Genomic DNA, 15,828 nt, shown 5'->3' with positions numbered 1-15,828 from the left:
AACTTCTCGACCGCCCTGATCAGACCCAGGTTCCCCTCCTGGATCAGATCCAGGAAAAGCATCCCCCGGCCGACGTAGCGGCGGGCGATCGACACGACCAGCCGCAGGTTCGCCTCGACGAGACGGCTCTTGGCGATCTCGCCGTCGCGCTCGACCCACACCAGCTCACGACGCAGGTCACCTACCAGGCCGTTGTCGGCGGCGAGCTTCTCAGCGGCGAACAGGCCGGCCTCGACCCGCTTGGCGAGGTCGACCTCCTCCTCCGCGGTGAGCAGGCGGACGCGGCCGATCTGGGAGAGGTACTGGCGGACGCTGTCGTGCGACATCCGGTCGGCGGCCGACGCGGCCGGCGTGGGCTGCTCGTCGTCGCGCTCTTCCTTCTCGGTCTCCGCCTCGGCGTTCGCGTCGAACTCGGCGTCCTCGGCGTCCTCCTCGTCACCCCCCGCGGCGCGAGGCGTCGGGGTGCCCTCGGTCGGCGGCGGCGGCGCAGGCTTCTCGGCCTCGGCCGTCTTGCGACGCGAGGCCGCCGTGCCACCGGCCGCGGGCCGGCGCGAGCCCTTCGTGGCTTGCCGGGGGGCCTGCGCCGTCGGCTGCCCCGCGCCCTGGGCACCGGGCTCCTGAGCGGACGGCTGCCCCGAGGACTGCGTGACAGGCTGTGTCGCGGGCTGTGTCAACGCCACCCCTCCCGAATTCTGTTGCCGGAATGACGATGATGGACCGATCTGGCGTGATCGACCGACCTACAGTAATCGCTCAGGAGACCAAGACTGGGGGATGCGCACGCGTTAGCCAAGATCGCACCTCCTCCGCTCTCCCGCTCGACCCGCGTCGCCCGCCGTGGCGGGCATCACCGATGTATTGACCAAACTACGGTGTTGTAGTACAGTGGCGCAGTTTCGCCCCTAGGATACGACACAGTTGGCCAGGATGGGCGGGAGCGGGCCGGCCTGTTGGCCGCGGCCCGGCCGCTCGCAAGCCGGCCGAGATCGTGTGACGTCCTCCGGGGCGCCTTCCCACCAGCCGTATGGTCTTGCCGCGGCACGCCTCCCCAGGTCCCTTCACGCTGACCGCCGGGGAGCCCACATTCGAGCCGGTTGACGCCGCGTTTCGCCCAACGGGCCGGGTATGCCGGCCAGCGGCCGGCGAGGTCCCCCTCGTCGCCGCGGACGGCCAGCCCGCGCGCTGCTGTCCTCGGGACGCTACTCCACCGGACACAGTTCTCGAGCCGCACAATCTCGGCCCCGACCCCACCGCGTGTGGTCCACGCGGCCGCGTCGGTGGCCCGCCGGCCCCGTTCGACGCCTTCCGATCCATCCGGGTCGGCATGCATGACCCGCATACTTTCGCACGTCGGCGCGGCCAGGGCGGGTGGCGCGCGGAGGGTACGGCACGAGGGCACCGCGCCGAGCTGCTCGGACTCGTCCATTACTGCCCATCTCCCCGGCCGGGTTGGCGTGGCCACGCCGGCGAGCGGGCCCGTGATCGTCCCGAGAGTCCCGCCATAGTCGCACGATCTGGTACCCGTCACCACATCGTCACGACACATCTCGGGGCCGGTCGCGCTGACGGCGCTCGGGCCGTCCGGTCAGGCCACCGGGACGCGCTGGGAGATGCGCCAGCCGTCAGGGGTGCGGACCAGGGTCACGTCGCCCCGTTTCGGCCCCTCCGCGTCCTTGTGCGCGAGGACCGTCCCGGCGGCGCTCAGGAAGTCGTACGCGTCGAGCTGGTCGGTGACCCGCAGGACGGCCTGGTCGGTGCCCTGCTGGCGGACCTGCAGATCGAGGATGTGCGTCGTCAACGCCGAGGTGTGCGCGCCGCGCCCGGCGACCTCCCGCAGCGTCTGCAGGTCCTGGACGTAGAGGGCGCTGCCGACCTGGTAGACCGCAGCCAGCGCGGACTCGTCGTCGCGCTCGAACGCCCGGCTGCGCGTCGTGTTCAGTCCGGCGAGGAGCGTCCGCCACGCCTGGTCGGGCGCCGGGCTCGCCGAGGTGGGACGCGCGGTGGCGGGCGGCCCACCGGTCGGGCCGGAGGCAGCCGACACCGCCGTGCCCACGTCGGACCGCCCACCGGTCGGGCCAGTCGCCGCCGACACCGCCGTGCCCACGTCGGACCGCCCACCGGTCGGGCCGGTCGCCGCCGACACCGCCGTGCCCACGTCGGGCCGGCCGGACGGGCCGGGCCTGTTCAGCAGCACCACCGCGACCACGACCGCCGTCAGGCCGACCCCGGCCGTCAGGGCGAGCAGCCAGCCCCGCGGCCCGGGCTGGGCCCCCCGGCTGCCCTGTCGTGGGGGGTGCCCGCCACTCCCCCGCCCGGCCGGACGCGACCCCGGACGCGCCGACCGACCCGGCCGCGGCCTGGGCGGAGTGGCGCCGGCGGGCCGCTGCGGGCCGGCGCGGGTCCGGTCGGGGCGGTGCCGCGCGTCGGGGTCGCCGAGTGGGACGGGACCGTCGTCCGGCGGCAGCACGGGAAGCAGGGCGGCGTCCCGGTCGACGACGTCGCCCTCCAGGATCGCGGCGTCGGCGGGCAGGCCGCCGGGGTCGCCGCCGAGGTCCGGGTCGGGCCGGCCGCCGGGGTGGCCCGGCTCCGCTCCTTCGCCTGGCTCCGGTCCCAGCCCTGGCCGGACGTTCGAGGCGCGGCCGGCGGACCGGTCCGGCTCGGGCGCGTCCCGGGCACGCGGGACGCCAACACGCGCCCGACCGCCGGGGTCCTGGCTGCCCAGGTCCTGGCTGCCCAGGTCCTGGCCGCCGGGGTCCTGGCCGCCCGAGCCGGCGCCCGGGGCTCGGCGCAGGCCGTACAGCTCGGTCGTCGCCTGAGCGTCCCGGCCGCGGTCGGGAGCCGCCGGCCGCGGCGGGCTGATCATCTGGACTGGCGCGGGGCGCGCGCTGTGCGCGAGGTTCGCGGCGAGCTCGGCGGCGCTCGGGCGGCGGGCCAGGTCGGGGACGAGCGCGGTGGCCACCGCGACCGCCACCGCCGCCGCGTCCGGCCCGGTCGCCTGTGCCATCAGGTCCAGCAGCAGGTCGGCCAGGTCGAAGACGTCGACCGGGGCGACCAGGCCCGGGTCGGGCGGCCCGGGCGGCGGGATGCCGAGCGCCCCGATCCCGATGCCGGCGAGCTGGGGGCGGCCGTTCGGCTCCAGCAGGATGTCGGCCGGGCCGAGCGAGCCGTGGACGAGCCCGGCGGCGTGCGCCGCGGTCAGCGCCTGCGCGACCGGCAGACCGATGGTGACGACCTCGCCCGGCTCCAGCCGCCCGCGCGCGCCGATCAGCCGGCGCAGGCTGACCGCCTCCTCGACCTGCTCCATCACCAGGGCCAGGCCGTCCTCGACCTCGCTGACCGCCAGCACGGGCACCAGGTGCGGGTGGCGCAGCTCGATCAGCGGCCGGGCGGCGGCCACGGCCCGGCGGCGGCGGGCCGCGTCGCCCGGCAGCCGCACCAACCGGACCACGCACGGCTCGCCGGCAGGCTCCAGCGTCCCGGCCCAGACGTCTCCGGAGCCCCCGTCCGGGGCCCGACCGGTGATCGTCACGCCCGTCACCGCCGGAACGTCCGTGGCCGGATTTCCGGGCCTGGCGGACCGGTCAGCCGGGTCCGGGCGGGCGGGCGGACGCGGCGCGCCGGAGCTCGGCGTACCCCCGGGACCGTCGGGGCGGGGCGGATCTGTCCCGAATCCGTGCGACGAGGTCACGACCCGCGACGCTAGGCCGATTGAGGCCGCTTGTCGGGGTTCTGCCGTGGGTTGTGGATAACTTCTTGGCAGTGACCGGCGAGCCGGCCACGCCCGCCCCGAATCCCGAGGCGGTCCACGCAGACGGGAGCCCAGCGGTGAACATCCTCGCGACCAGCGCCGGCTACCGCCCTGACGGCCGGGGCGGCGCCCGGATCGGGCCGATGATCGAACATGCGATCGCGCTGTCCGAGGCCCGCGAGCGGCCACGCGTCTGCCTGCTCGAGACCGCGCTCGGCGACCACCCGGTCGCCTACCTGCGGTGGTACGAGGCCATGGCCCGCGACCGGCCGGACGTCCAGGCCAGCCACCTGGCGCTGTTCCCAATGCCCAACGTCGACGACGTCCGCGCGCACCTGCTGTCCCAGGACGTCATCTGGGTCGGCGGCGGCAGCGTCGCGAACCTGCTCGCCGTCTGGCGCACCCACGGCCTGCCGGAGATCCTCGCGGACGCCTGGCGAGCCGGAGTGGTGCTCGCCGGGGTGTCCGCCGGGTCGCTGTGCTGGCACGTCGGTGGTACCACCGACTCATTCGGGCCCGAGCTGCGCCCGGTCACGACCGGCCTGGCGCTGCTGCCGTTCAGCAACACCCCGCACTACGACTCCGAGCCCGGCCGCCGGCCGCTTTACCAGAAGCTCGTCGGCGACGGCGTCCTGCCGCCAGGCTGGGCCACCGACGACGGCGTCGGCCTGCACTTCCGGGGCACCGAGCTGGTCGAGGCCGTCGCTGACCGGCCGGGCGCGAAGGCCTGGCGGGTCGAGCTGGGCGACGACGGCGCGGTCGTCGAGACCGCCGTGGAGCCGAGGCTCCTGCCGGATCGGCGCGTGCCGGACCCACGCGACTGAGGGCACCCGCGCCGACGCGGCCCGGCGACGCCGCTCAGGCTCCCCGGGTAGCGATCATGTGGTAAGGCGGAGCGGCGCGCTGGTTGTAGGCTGACCTGGTGGATGTTCTCCGGCTGCCGGTGGTTCCATATCTCGAGGCGTGGGAGCTGCAACGCGACCTGGCGACGAGACGCGGCGCGGGCGAGGCTCCCGACACGCTGATCCTGCTGGAGCATCCGGACGTCTACACCGCCGGCCGGCGCACCGAGGACGCCGAGCGCCCCTTCGACGGCACCCCGGTCGTCGACGTCGACCGGGGCGGCAAGATCACCTGGCACGGGCCGGGCCAGCTGGTCGGCTACCCGATCCTCGCCCTGCCCCGCCCGCTGGACGTGGTCGCCTACGTCCGGGTGCTGGAGGACGCCATGATCGCCGTCTGCGCCGAGTTCGGCGTGCCGACGCACCGGGTCGAGGGCCGGTCCGGCGTCTGGACCATGGACGACAGCCGCAAGCTCGGCGCGATCGGCATCCGGGTCCGCCAGGGCGTCACCTCTCATGGCTTCGCGCTGAACTGCGAGCCCGATCTGGCCGCGTTCAGCCGGATCATCGCCTGCGGCATCACCGACGCGAGCGCCGGCAGCCTCACCGGGGAGCTCGGCCGGACCGTCACGGTCGCCGAGGCCCGCCCGGTCGTCGAGCGGCACATGCTCCAGCACCTGGGGGCCTTCCTGGCTGGTGGGCGCCCGTCGCCCGGCGACGGCGCGGTCCTGGCGGCGGCCGCGGCGGCCGAGACGGTGTCGGCGTGACCGCGGGACCCGCCGCGGCGGAGGGGCGCCCGCTGCTGCGGCTGGAGGCGCGCAACGCGGCCACGCCGATCGAGCGCAAGCCGCCGTGGATCCGGACCCGGCTGCGCACGGGGCCCGAGTACACCGACATCAAGAACCTGGTCCGCGCCGAAGGCCTGCACACGGTGTGCGAGGAGGCCGGCTGCCCCAACATCTACGAATGCTGGGAAGACCGGGAGGCGACGTTCCTGATCGGCGGCGACGTCTGCACCCGCCGGTGTGACTTCTGCCAGATCGACACCGGCCGGCCCACTGCGCTGGACGTCGACGAGCCGCGCCGGGTCGCCGAGTCGGTCGCCACGATGGGGCTGCGCTACGCCACCATCACCGGCGTCGCCCGCGACGACCTGCCCGACGGCGGCTCGTGGCTGTACGCCGAGACCGTCCGGGCGGTGCACGCCGGCTCGCCGGGCACCGGCGTCGAGGTGCTCATCCCCGACTTCGGCGGCCAGCCGGACCAGCTCGCCGAGGTGTTCGACGCGGCACCCGAGGTGCTGGCCCACAACCTCGAGACCGTCCCCCGGATCTTCAAGCGGATCCGGCCCGCGTTCCGCTACGAACGCTCCCTCGAGGTGCTCACCGCCGCCCGCGCGGCCGGCCTGGTCACGAAGTCGAACCTCATCCTCGGCCTGGGCGAGACCGACGCCGAGATCGAGACCGCGATGGCCGACCTGCACGCCGCCGGCTGCGATCTGCTGACCGTCACCCAGTACCTGCGGCCGACCCCGCGCCACCACCCGGTCGAGCGCTGGGTGCGCCCGGAGGAGTTCGTCGCCTGGGCCGAGCGCGGCGAACAGATCGGCTTCGCCGGCGTCCTCGCGGGGCCGCTCGTCCGCTCGTCGTACCGCGCCGGGCGCCTTTACCAGCAGGCCATCGCGGCCCGGTCGCGACAGGGCGTTGCGCACCTGTAGGGGCGCGCTGACCTCACGTTGTGCCCAAGAACACGCGCTGCCGACACCGATACGAGTGGTGACCGCTCCGGCACGCGACTAGGCTCACGGACAGCGTCACGGCACGTCTCACAGCGTCACGGGAACTCGGACACGGGGAACTTGGGCACGGGGAAACCTGGGCACGGGCTCGGCTCGGGCAGCGTCATCACTCGGGCAGCGGCCTTCCGGCCCCCGCGAGTGACCGGCGCTCGGCAGCTTCCGCGTACCGGTGGGACGACGACCGCGTCGGGAGAACCACGACCGCGTCGGGAGGGCAAACCCGCTGTGTTCCGCTCCATGCTGTCCACGCTCGAAGAACTGACCCTGCTGATCCTGCCGCACGGCGGGCAGCGCACTGCCCGCCGCAACGCGTGGCGGGCGGCCACCGACCTGCACGTGACCTCCGGCTACCGCTGGGCCGACGGCGGTGCCGGAGCCGTCAACGCGCTCGCTCCGGTGACGCCGCGAGGAGCCGGCACCGCCCGCGCCATCGTGCCGGCGATCCCGACGCCGGCTCCGGCGCGGGCGGCCATCGCGCACCGCTGACGGCGCTCGCGGCGCCGCCCGCGGCCCAGCGCCCGGGCCTGCGATCGCGCCCGTGGCCAAAAGCCGTAGGCTCGCGGGCATGGCACTGAGGAAGAAGCCGACGGGCGCCGCCCCCGCTCCGGCATCGCCCACGGCACGCGGCGCGAAGGGCCCCACGAGCAACGGCGCGGGCCCTGGGAACCAGGCTGACGGCGAGACCGGCTTCGCGAACCGGATGCGGCAGATCAGGCTCGTCTTCAAGGTCACGCGCGAGCGCGACTCGAAGCTGGTGCCGATCCTGCTGGGCGGTTTCCTGGCCCCGTTCGCCGTGCTCCTCGTGCTGGGCTTCCTCATCGGGCCGATCTGGCTGTGGGCGCCGTTCGCGGTGCTGCTCGGCCTGCTCGTCGCGGTCAACCTGTTCAGCCGGCGGGTGCAGAACAGCGCCTACGCGGAGCTGGAGGGCAAGCCCGGAGCCGCCGCGGGCATCGTCGAGCGGATGCGCGGTGACTGGCGGCTGACCCCGGCCGTCCAGGTCAACCGGAACCAGGACGTCGCGCACCGGGTCGTCGGCCGCGCCGGCATCATCATCATCGCCGAGGGCCGCGGCCGCGGCGCCCGCGAGCTGCTCGCCACCGAGATCCGCCGGATCCGCAAGGTCGCCGGGGACGTGCCGATCACGGACATCGTCGTCGGCACCGGCGAGGGCGAGGTCCCGCTGCCGAAGCTGCAGCCGACCCTGATGCGGATGCGCCGGACGCTGAAGCGCGGCGAGGTCGACCAGCTCGACCGCCGGCTCAAGGCCGTCGCCGGCTCCGGGCCGTCGCTGCCGATCCCGAAGGGTCCGGTCCCCCGCAACGTCCCGCGCGGCAAGATCCGTTAGGGCGCCTCCGGCCGAGGATTTGCGGCGAGCGCCCCGAGGGCCGGGGCGCTCAGCCGCCCTTGCCGACGCGGACCGGGGCCGTGCCGGCGGCCCGGTCGTGCAGGCCGCGCAGGTCACGGTCGACGAAGAAGACCGGCAGCAGTAGGCCGAGCAGCACGGTGCGCACCAGGATCAGCGGGAACCGCTGGCGGCCGCCGCCGGGAACCCGGGCGACCCCGAAGCCGAACAGGCGCATGCCGATCGTCTGCCCGGTCAGGCTGAGCAGCACCAGCTCCTCGAGCAGGAAGATCCCGTAGACCACGAGGCCGCGGGCCGAGCCCGACAGCGCTACGCCGAACAGGGCGGGCATGCCGGCCAGCAGGTTGGCGAGAATCCCGTCGACGACGTAGGCACCGAACCGCGCCCCGAGGCTCGCGAGCGAGCCGGGGCCCTCGGCCGGCAGCCCCAGCCTCTCCCCCGGTGTGCCGCCCGCATCGGCGCGCACGGATCCAGGGCCTTCCAACCAGCGTCCGAGCTCCTGTCGCACGGCGCAAGCTTATGCGTCCCGGGATCCAGCCTGAAAACGGTCACCCATCGTGACGAACGCGCACCAGGCAACCTCGGCGAAACATGACCGCCATGCGCCCATCACACCACAGGGTTACGCAGCGCGTCCGGACATGGGTATCCTGTCGGACCGGGAAGCGACACCATACAGGTGGAGGGTGAATGTTCGCCAACGCCGACGAAGTACTCCGCTACATCAGGGACGAGAACGTCGAGTTCATCGACGTCCGTTTCTGCGACCTGCCGGGGATCATGCAGCACTTCACGATTCCGACGGAGGTCTTCGGGGAGTCGATCTTCACCGACGGCCTGATGTTCGACGGGTCCTCCATCCGCGGTTTCCAGGCTATCCATGAGTCGGACATGCTGCTGTTGCCCGACCCCCGGACCGCCTTTCTCGACCCGTTCCGTGAGCACCGGACGCTCGCGATGACCTTCTTCATCCACGACCCGATCACCAAGGAGGAGTACTCCCGCGACCCGCGCAACGTGGCCCGCAAGGCGGAGGCCTACCTGCGCGGCTCGGGAATCGCGGACACGGCCTACTTCGGGCCGGAGGCGGAGTTCTACATCTTCGACGACATCCGCTACGAGTACACCCCGTACGGCTCGCTGCACCGGGTCGACTCGGTCGAGGCCGCCTGGAACAGCGCGCGCAAGGAGGACGGCGGCAACCTGGGCTACAAGCCGCGTTACAAGGGCGGCTACTTCCCGGTGCCGCCGACCGACCACTTCACCGACCTGCGCTCCGAGATGGTGAAGACGCTGATCAAGGTCGGCATCACCGTCGAGATGCAGCACCACGAGGTGGGCACCGCGGGCCAGGCGGAGATCGACTTCCGGTTCGACACGCTACTGAAGACCGCCGACAACCTGATGCTCTACAAGTACGTGATCCGCAACGTCGCCCGCGACCGCGGCCGCACGGTCACGTTCATGCCGAAGCCGCTCTTCCAGGACAACGGCTCGGGCATGCACGTCCACCAGAGCCTCTGGAAGGACGACGGGCCGCTGTTCTACAGCGCCGAGGGCTACGGCGGCCTGTCGGAGCTCGCCCGCCACTACATCGGCGGCCTGCTGCACCACGCGCCGGCGTTGCTGGCGTTCACGAACCCGACGACGAACTCCTACCGACGGCTCGTGCCCGGCTACGAGGCGCCGGTGAACCTGGTCTACTCGGCCCGCAACCGGTCCGCGTGCTGCCGCATCCCGCTGGGCGGCGACTCGCCGAAGGCGAAGCGGATCGAGTTCCGGGTGCCCGACCCGAGCTGCAACCCGTACCTGGCGTTCTCCGCGATGCTGATGGCCGGGCTGGACGGGATCAAGAACAAGATCGAGCCGCGCGACCCGATCGACAAGGACCTCTACGAGCTGCCCCCGGACGAGCTCGCCTCCGTCCCGCAGGTTCCGGGCTCGCTGGAGGCGGTGCTGGAGCACCTGGAAGCCGACAACGAGTTCCTCACCGCGGGCGACGTGTTCACCCCGGACCTGATCGAGACCTGGCTGGACTACAAGCGCACGAACGAAGTCGACGCCATCCGGGTGCGTCCGCACCCGTTCGAGTTCGAGCTCTACTACGACATCTAAGGCAGTCCAGCCAAAGGCCGGGAATATCCCGACGAGCCCCGCCGCCCCAGCCGGGCGGTGGGGCTCCGCCTTTCCCTGGCTTTTTCACGACGTCACGGCGGGCCTTTGGGAAAAAGGTGACAGCTTGTTTCACGGCGACTACCGCGCCCGCCCGGGCGCCGGTATCCCGGCCGAGCTCGGGCCGGTCCGGGCCGCCGCGGGGCCGATTCTTCTACCGGGATGTGGCACGAGCCGTGTTACACGGTGATTTCAGCCACTCCTCGGCCCGGATGGCAGGCAGGCGAGCGGGTCCCGCGTCAACACACGAGCCTGAGACCCAGATTTAACAGGGCGGGAACTGAGGGGAAACCCCACGCCGAGAAGCTCCAGACGGATCCTCCCGCTACTCGCGACCAGCGTCGGCCCTCCCCCGGCCGTCCAAACAGTCGCCTGTCTAGACCTTGCCGACCACGGGGAGTACTGAGTGAGCTTTCAGGCCGAGTACATCTGGATCGACGGCACCGAGCCGGAGCCGCTGCTGCGCAGCAAGACCCGGATCATCAAGGACGGCAAGGAGCCGGACATCTGGGGCTTCGACGGCTCCAGCACCAACCAGGCCCCGGGTTCGAACTCGGACTGCGTCCTGCGCCCGGTGTTCGTCTGCCCGGACCCGCTGCGCGGCGGTGACAACATCCTGGTCCTGTGCGAGGTGGAGCTGACCGACTTCACCCCCCACCCGACCAACACGCGGGCCAAGGCCCGCCTGCTCGCCGAGAAGTACGCGGACTTCGCGCCGCACTTCGGCATCGAGCAGGAGTACACGTTCTTCCAGAACGGCCGCCCGCTGGGCTGGCCGGCCACCGGCTTCCCGGAGGCGCAGGGGCCGTACTACTGCGGCGTCGGCGGCGAGAAGATGCCCGGCCGCGACATCGTCGAGAAGCACACCCAGGCGTGCCTCGACGCCGGCCTCGCGATCGAGGGCACCAACGCCGAGGTCATGATGGGCCAGTGGGAGTTCCAGATCGGCGTTCTGCCGGCGCCGGCGATCGGTGACCAGATCTGGGTCGCCCGCTGGCTGCTGCACCGCATCTCCGAGGACTTCGGCGCGTCGGTGAGCTTCGCCGCGAAGCCGATTGCCGGCGACTGGAACGGCGCGGGCGCGCACACCAACTTCTCCACGAAGCAGACCATGGAGAGCTGGGACGCGATCGTCACCTGCTGCGAGGCGCTCGGCACCCGCGTCATGGAGCACGTCACCAACTACGGTTACGGCATCCAGGACCGCCTCACCGGCAAGCACGAGACCGCTCCGTGGAACAAGTTCTCCTGGGGCGACTCGGACCGCGGCGCGTCGATCCGTATCCCGTGGGCCGTCTCCAAGGCCCGCAAGGGGTGGCTGGAGGACCGGCGTCCGAACGCGAACATGGACCCGTACATCGTCTCCGCGCTGATGATCGACACCACCTGCAGCGCGCTGGCCGGCGAGAAGCCAGTCCTGTTCGTCCCGGAGCAGGCCGCGGCCGTGCAGCCCGTCAGCGTCTGACCTGATCCTCAGGTAGGACACCAGCACCACCCGGCGCCGCCGGTTCCCCACGGGGAGCCGGCGGCGCCGTCGTCTGTGGGCAGCTGGCCAACCGGCCGGCTGAGGGGTTCCGTTACGCGACAGTGGCGGTTCGAGCACCGAGCGCACAAAATGGATGGGTCGGACATTGCTCGCAGTGGCGAGCGGTCCCCACCGTGAGAAGGCGATCATGTGGCCGGTTCCTCGAAACTGACGCCCGAACCGAAGCGAGCGCCACGCGAGATCGCCGCGGGTGTGATCGCCGCCGGCCTGCTCGCGGTCATGGCTCTGGCCGGGTGCGACAGCCACCACGCCTCGGCGCCCACCGCTGTCCCGCCGAGCGACGCCGGGATGCGGTACACCGTGCTGAGCCCGAGCCGCGCGCTGTCCGGGACCGAGCTGGATCAGACGGTCACGGCCCTGCGCGCGCGAGCCAGCGACCTGGGTGTCACCGACGCGCAGGTCGAGCCGGCCGACGACGGCCAGTCCGTGCTCGTCGCGGTACCCGTCGAGGCGCAGAACCTCATCGGCACGCTGTCCGCCACCGGCACGTTCGAGATCCGCCCGGTTTTCCACACGGGGCCGAGCAACGAACAATGGGCGCCGAGCCTGCCCGCGGGCGCCCCAGCGCTCACCACGGCCCTTGGCCAGTACCGCCTCCTGACCTGCGGGTCCGCGAGCAGCACGGCGGCGTCCCCGCTGCCTCCCTCGCTGCCGGCCGCCGCCTGCGACCGGACCGGAACGCTCAAGTACCTCGTCCAGCCGGCGGCGATGGACCGCTCCGACGTTCGCGCGGTGGCCAGCGAGATCAACACCGGCGACGGTGGCTGGGCCGTCGACATCGCCTTCACGCCCCCTGGCCAGCAACGCTTCACCGCGCTGACGGCCGCGAGCGTCGGCCAGCGGCTGGCCCTCGTCGTCGACGGCGTCGTCCAGTCGGCACCCACCGTCGACGAGACCATCCCGGGCGACGCCGCGATCTCCGGCAACCTGACCCGGCCCGACGCCCAGCGGCTGGCCGCCATCCTCGGCTCCGGTTCCCTGCCCGCCCCGCTGCGGGCGACCGCGACCACCACCACGCCCCCGCCCGGCTACCACGGCTGATCTACCGGGCCATGCGGGGCGCGCGCCGGGGCCTAAACGACGTGGCGAACGGGTCGCCAACCCGGCAAAGTGTCGCGAATGGGGGCGCAGGCAGGACCGACGTTCGAGGTCGCGGACGCCGCGAGATGGGCGACGGGGCGCGCGGCCCGATGGCTCGCGCCCGTCGTGCTGGCCGGCGGCTGGTTGATCGCGTTCGCGGTGGCCGTCGCCGGCGACACCCAGCCCTGCTCCGCGGCGGATCCCAGCGTGTGCGGGCCGAGCGTGCCGTTCGCGTGGGCGAGCGTCGCCCTGTTCGCGACGCCGATCCTGCTGTGGTGGATGCCGTTGGTCGGCTGCGTGGCGGGCATCGGTTTCGCTGTGTTCGATCTCGCCGCCGATCCGGTGCCAGCCGCGCGGGTCGCGTTCGCAGTGCATGGAGCGGTCTGCCTGATCGCGGCCGCCTGGCTTCTGACGGCTCGGCGGCGCCAGCTGGTCCGCGCCTCGGTCGTCGCACGGCCGGTGATGATCGAGCCAGGTGTGACGGTCCCGGATCCACGGGCGGCGCGTCGCTGGAGCGCCCGCACCGTGGTCGCGCTCCTCCTCGTCCTGGTCGGTGCGCTGGCACAGCTGCGGTATCGGCACGACAGCCTGGCTGTCGAACGGCATGTCGCCGGGGCCGACCGGGTGGACGTCCGCGTCCAGCGCACGGACACGGACAACGACGTCATCACGGTCCAGCTGCCCGGTAATGGCGGCCGCGCGGAGATCGGCGTCTACGACGCCGGGACCTACCGCGAGGGTTCGTCGGTACCGGTCCTGCTCGACACCGCGGGGCCACGCGAGTGGGTCCGGCTGGTCGCGGAACCGCCCGACGTGACGCCCTGGCTGACGGCAGGCCTTGGCGCGTTCGCGCTGGCCGCGCTGCTCGCGAGCCGGGACTGGGCCGCCCGGTCGGCCAGACGCAGGCTGCTGGAGTCCAGCATGGCGGGAATCGACATGTTCGGCCAGTGGGAGATCGGCGCGAAGGTCACGCTTCGGCCAGCCGTGAACGCCAGGGCTGTCGCCTCGGTACGCGTCGTGCCGCCGGAGCAGGCGGGTGTCCTTCCCGGGGACGACCCCTGGACCGACGAACGGGCCATGCGGTACGGACGGTGGTGGCGCGACGAGGACACGCTCGCGGAACACGACCGGCACGACGTCACCGAGTCCGGCCCGACGCCGTTCGGGTCACCCTGGCCGGTCACCGTGGCCGGCAGCCTCCGCGACGGCGGCTGGGTCATCCTGCTGACCGAGACGGGAGTCCTCCTACCGACCGCGCCGCTGCGGACCAGGCAACCGGACGACGACCTGCCCCCGCCGGGTGGGCCGGACGACGAGTGGGCCGCGGTCGAGGACCCTCTCTCGACACTCGGGGACAAGGACGAGGACGGCGCGTTCGACCGGCCACCTGGTTCGGTCGTCGAGACCGGATGGAGCGGGCAACTTCCGCCCCTGCCGCTCGTGCTGCGGGAACGCGGTCGGAACCGGCTGGTGGGCGCGGCCATGGCCCTGGCGCTCGTCGGCGCCCCCGTCGTGGTCGGCCTCGGCCTGCTGCAGGACTGGTGGCAGGTGTTGCTCGTGCTTCTCACCGGAGCGAACGTCGGCCTGCGCGGCTGGGCGAGGGTCGTTCGCGGCCTGTGGCTTGAGCGGGAGGAATTGGCGGTCAACAGCGGGTTTCTGGTGCACCGGGTGCCATGGGCGCGGTTGCATGGCGTCCGCCGCGACGAGCAGGCGCTGATCCTCGCCTGGGAGCCGAACGTCATGGCCCGCGTCGGCCCGTTCGACTCGCGCTCGTTCGGCTCGGGCTCGTTCGGCTCGGGCTCATTCGGCGCGCGTTCATTCGGCGCTCGTCCGTTTCGCGCTGACCCGGCGGCGGACGGCTCGACCGCCGAGCGGGCCGGCGCGTTGCTGCTGCGCCTGCGCAGCCTGGCCACGGCCGCGGGCAGCCCGGATGGCACGGCGTTCACCCGCCCCGGCAGCGTGTGGGCCGTCGCCGCGTACTACCTGCTTGTCGCGGTCGCGGCCGCCTGGCTCTGCCACCTCCACTAGGCAGTTCCCCACGGCCTCGGCCGGTACGACCGGCCACCACCACCGACTCATGATCGCCGTTTGGGCCCTCGACTGGTCACGATCAGCGCCTTCGTACGACCACTTGGGGGCTCAGACGGCGATCACCGACGCGAACGCGGCCGGCCGGGATCGGCGGCGGGGTCAGGCCTGCTCGCGGGAGAAGATCTCGTCGACGATGTGGCGGGCCCTCGAGGCGGTCTGGCGGTGGTCGGTGGGGAGATCGGCGACGCGGTCCAAGGGGTAGCCGAGCACGCCCGCGACACGGTCCAGTGCCGGGGTCGTGCGCGGGATCTGGTCGCCGGGAGCGCCACGCGCGAGCATCACCGCGTTGCGGATCCGAGACGCGGACAGCCAGCCGGCCCGCAGCGCCTCCGCCTCGGCACCGTCGAGCAGGCCGGCGGCGACCAGCGCGCGCAGCGCGGCGAGCGTCCCGGTGACCCGCAGCGCCGGGGACTCGTGGGCGTGCCGCAGCTGCAGCATCTGGACCACCCACTCGACGTCCATCAGCCCGCCGGGGCCGAACTTCACGTGGACGGAACGGTCGATGCCCCGAGGGACCCGTTCGACCGCCATCCGGTCGCGCAGCCGTACCACCTCGGCGATCGAGCCTGCCGGTAGCTCGGCCCGGTAGCGGATCTCGTCCGCCAGCTGGATGAAACGGTCCGCCAGCTCCGAGTCTCCCGCCACCGGCCGGGCACGCAGGAGTGCCTGTTTCTCCCAGCCGAGCGCCCACCGACGGTAGTAGGCGCCGTAGCCGTCGAGGTCGCGGGTGACCGGGCCGTTGCGGCCCTCCGGGCGCAGGCCGAGGTCGAGGCGCAGCGCGGGATCCGATCCCGGCTGGGCGAGCAGCCGGACCAGCTCCTCGATGACCGCCGTCGCGTACGCCCCCGCTGCCGCCGCGTCGACGCCCGATGCCGGCGCATGGACGAACACCACGTCCGCGTCGCTGCCGTAGGACATCTCGCCGCCGCCGAGCCGGCCCAGCGCGATCACCGCGAGCCGCGCCGGCTCGCCGTCGAGCAGGCTGCCTGCGCCTGCGCCTGTGACGGTGACAGTGGTCGGGGCAAGGGGCTCGCCGAGATCGGCGAAGCGGTCCGCCCCGGGGGGGGGGGGGTTAGCCCGCGGGCGGGGGGGGCGCGGCCGGGGGGCGCGCCCCCGCCGGCCGCTCCGGCCGGCCCGCGCGCGGTGCCCTCCACGCCGCCGGCCACCGGTCTGGACGTCCTGCTCGGG

Annotated in this window: 12 protein-coding genes and 1 pseudogene; 9 read left to right on the top strand and 4 right to left on the bottom strand. The window is 73.0% G+C overall.

The features are described 5' to 3' along the window. Both I6A60_RS38040 and I6A60_RS38035 read right to left on the bottom strand, forming a co-directional pair. Positions 1-680: sigma-70 factor domain-containing protein (locus I6A60_RS38040; RefSeq protein ID WP_307874079.1), on the bottom strand; the 680-nt coding region annotated here is incomplete at its 3' end. Between the two features lie 905 nt (positions 681-1,585). After that, the gene (locus tag I6A60_RS38035) at positions 1,586-3,529 is read right to left on the bottom strand and encodes a protein kinase (RefSeq protein ID WP_203055836.1); all 1,944 of its coding nucleotides are present in this window, start codon (positions 3,527-3,529) and stop codon (positions 1,586-1,588) included. Positions 3,530-3,825: 296 nt separating this feature from the next. Here I6A60_RS38035 and I6A60_RS38030 point away from each other — a divergent pair, with 296 nt between their 5' ends. From I6A60_RS38030 to I6A60_RS38010, 5 genes are all read left to right on the top strand, one after another. Then, positions 3,826-4,572 (top strand): peptidase E, encoded by a 747-nt coding sequence (locus tag I6A60_RS38030; RefSeq protein ID WP_203023915.1) that lies wholly within the window; start codon positions 3,826-3,828, stop codon positions 4,570-4,572. 98 nt (positions 4,573-4,670) lie between these two features. Further along, entirely contained in the window at positions 4,671-5,357 is a 687-nt protein-coding gene (gene lipB / locus I6A60_RS38025) for a lipoyl(octanoyl) transferase LipB (RefSeq protein ID WP_203023903.1), read from the top strand. Further along, positions 5,354-6,307, top strand: a complete 954-nt coding sequence (gene lipA / locus I6A60_RS38020; protein WP_203023900.1) for a lipoyl synthase — start codon at positions 5,354-5,356, stop codon at positions 6,305-6,307. The genes lipB and lipA overlap by 4 nt, the downstream gene beginning before the upstream one ends. 318 nt (positions 6,308-6,625) lie before the next feature. After that, on the top strand, positions 6,626-6,874 hold the full coding sequence (locus I6A60_RS38015; RefSeq protein WP_238437087.1) for a hypothetical protein: 249 nt from the start codon (positions 6,626-6,628) through the stop codon (positions 6,872-6,874). Positions 6,875-6,953: 79 nt separating this feature from the next. Next, positions 6,954-7,733, top strand: a complete 780-nt coding sequence (locus tag I6A60_RS38010) for a DUF4191 domain-containing protein (protein ID WP_203023890.1) — start codon at positions 6,954-6,956, stop codon at positions 7,731-7,733. A 49-nt stretch (positions 7,734-7,782) separates the two neighbouring features. Here I6A60_RS38010 and I6A60_RS38005 read toward each other — a convergent pair whose 3' ends face one another. Further along, positions 7,783-8,259, bottom strand: a complete 477-nt coding sequence (locus I6A60_RS38005) for an RDD family protein (RefSeq protein ID WP_307874078.1) — start codon at positions 8,257-8,259, stop codon at positions 7,783-7,785. A 182-nt stretch (positions 8,260-8,441) separates the two neighbouring features. Here I6A60_RS38005 and glnA point away from each other — a divergent pair, with 182 nt between their 5' ends. The 4 genes from glnA (at position 8,442) to I6A60_RS37985 (ending at position 14,577) form a co-directional block, all read left to right on the top strand. Further along, positions 8,442-9,866 carry a type I glutamate--ammonia ligase gene (glnA, locus tag I6A60_RS38000; RefSeq protein ID WP_203023888.1) on the top strand — a complete coding sequence of 475 codons (1,425 nt, stop codon included), beginning with the start codon at positions 8,442-8,444 and terminating at the stop codon, positions 9,864-9,866. Between the two features lie 463 nt (positions 9,867-10,329). Next, a complete protein-coding gene (glnII, locus tag I6A60_RS37995) occupies positions 10,330-11,388 on the top strand; it encodes a glutamine synthetase GlnII (RefSeq protein ID WP_203023884.1) in 1,059 nt (352 codons plus the stop codon). A gap of 210 nt (positions 11,389-11,598) precedes the next feature. Further along, entirely contained in the window at positions 11,599-12,510 is a 912-nt protein-coding gene (locus I6A60_RS37990; RefSeq protein WP_203023883.1) for a hypothetical protein, read from the top strand. Between the two features lie 78 nt (positions 12,511-12,588). Further along, positions 12,589-14,577, top strand: a complete 1,989-nt coding sequence (locus I6A60_RS37985) for a hypothetical protein (protein WP_203023882.1) — start codon at positions 12,589-12,591, stop codon at positions 14,575-14,577. 162 nt (positions 14,578-14,739) lie between these two features. Here I6A60_RS37985 and I6A60_RS37980 read toward each other — a convergent pair. After that, positions 14,740-15,828 (bottom strand): annotated as a pseudogene (locus I6A60_RS37980) (hypothetical protein); the annotation flags it as partial.

Source organism: Frankia sp. AgB1.9 (assembly GCF_016786355.1).
In the GTDB taxonomy this organism is placed as follows: domain Bacteria; phylum Actinomycetota; class Actinomycetes; order Frankiales; family Frankiaceae; genus Pseudofrankia.
The sequence above is the reverse complement of the archived record's forward strand: the minus strand, read 5'-3'. Positions and strand labels throughout refer to the sequence as shown.

Coding starts and splice junctions, on each gene's coding strand:
- I6A60_RS38015 (WP_238437087.1), top strand. CDS start 6,626: ATGCTGTCCACGCTCGAAGAACTGACCCTGCTGATCCTGCCGCACGGC.
- I6A60_RS38010 (WP_203023890.1), top strand. CDS start 6,954: ATGGCACTGAGGAAGAAGCCGACGGGCGCCGCCCCCGCTCCGGCATCG.
- glnA (WP_203023888.1), top strand. CDS start 8,442: ATGTTCGCCAACGCCGACGAAGTACTCCGCTACATCAGGGACGAGAAC.
- I6A60_RS37985 (WP_203023882.1), top strand. CDS start 12,589: ATGGGGGCGCAGGCAGGACCGACGTTCGAGGTCGCGGACGCCGCGAGA.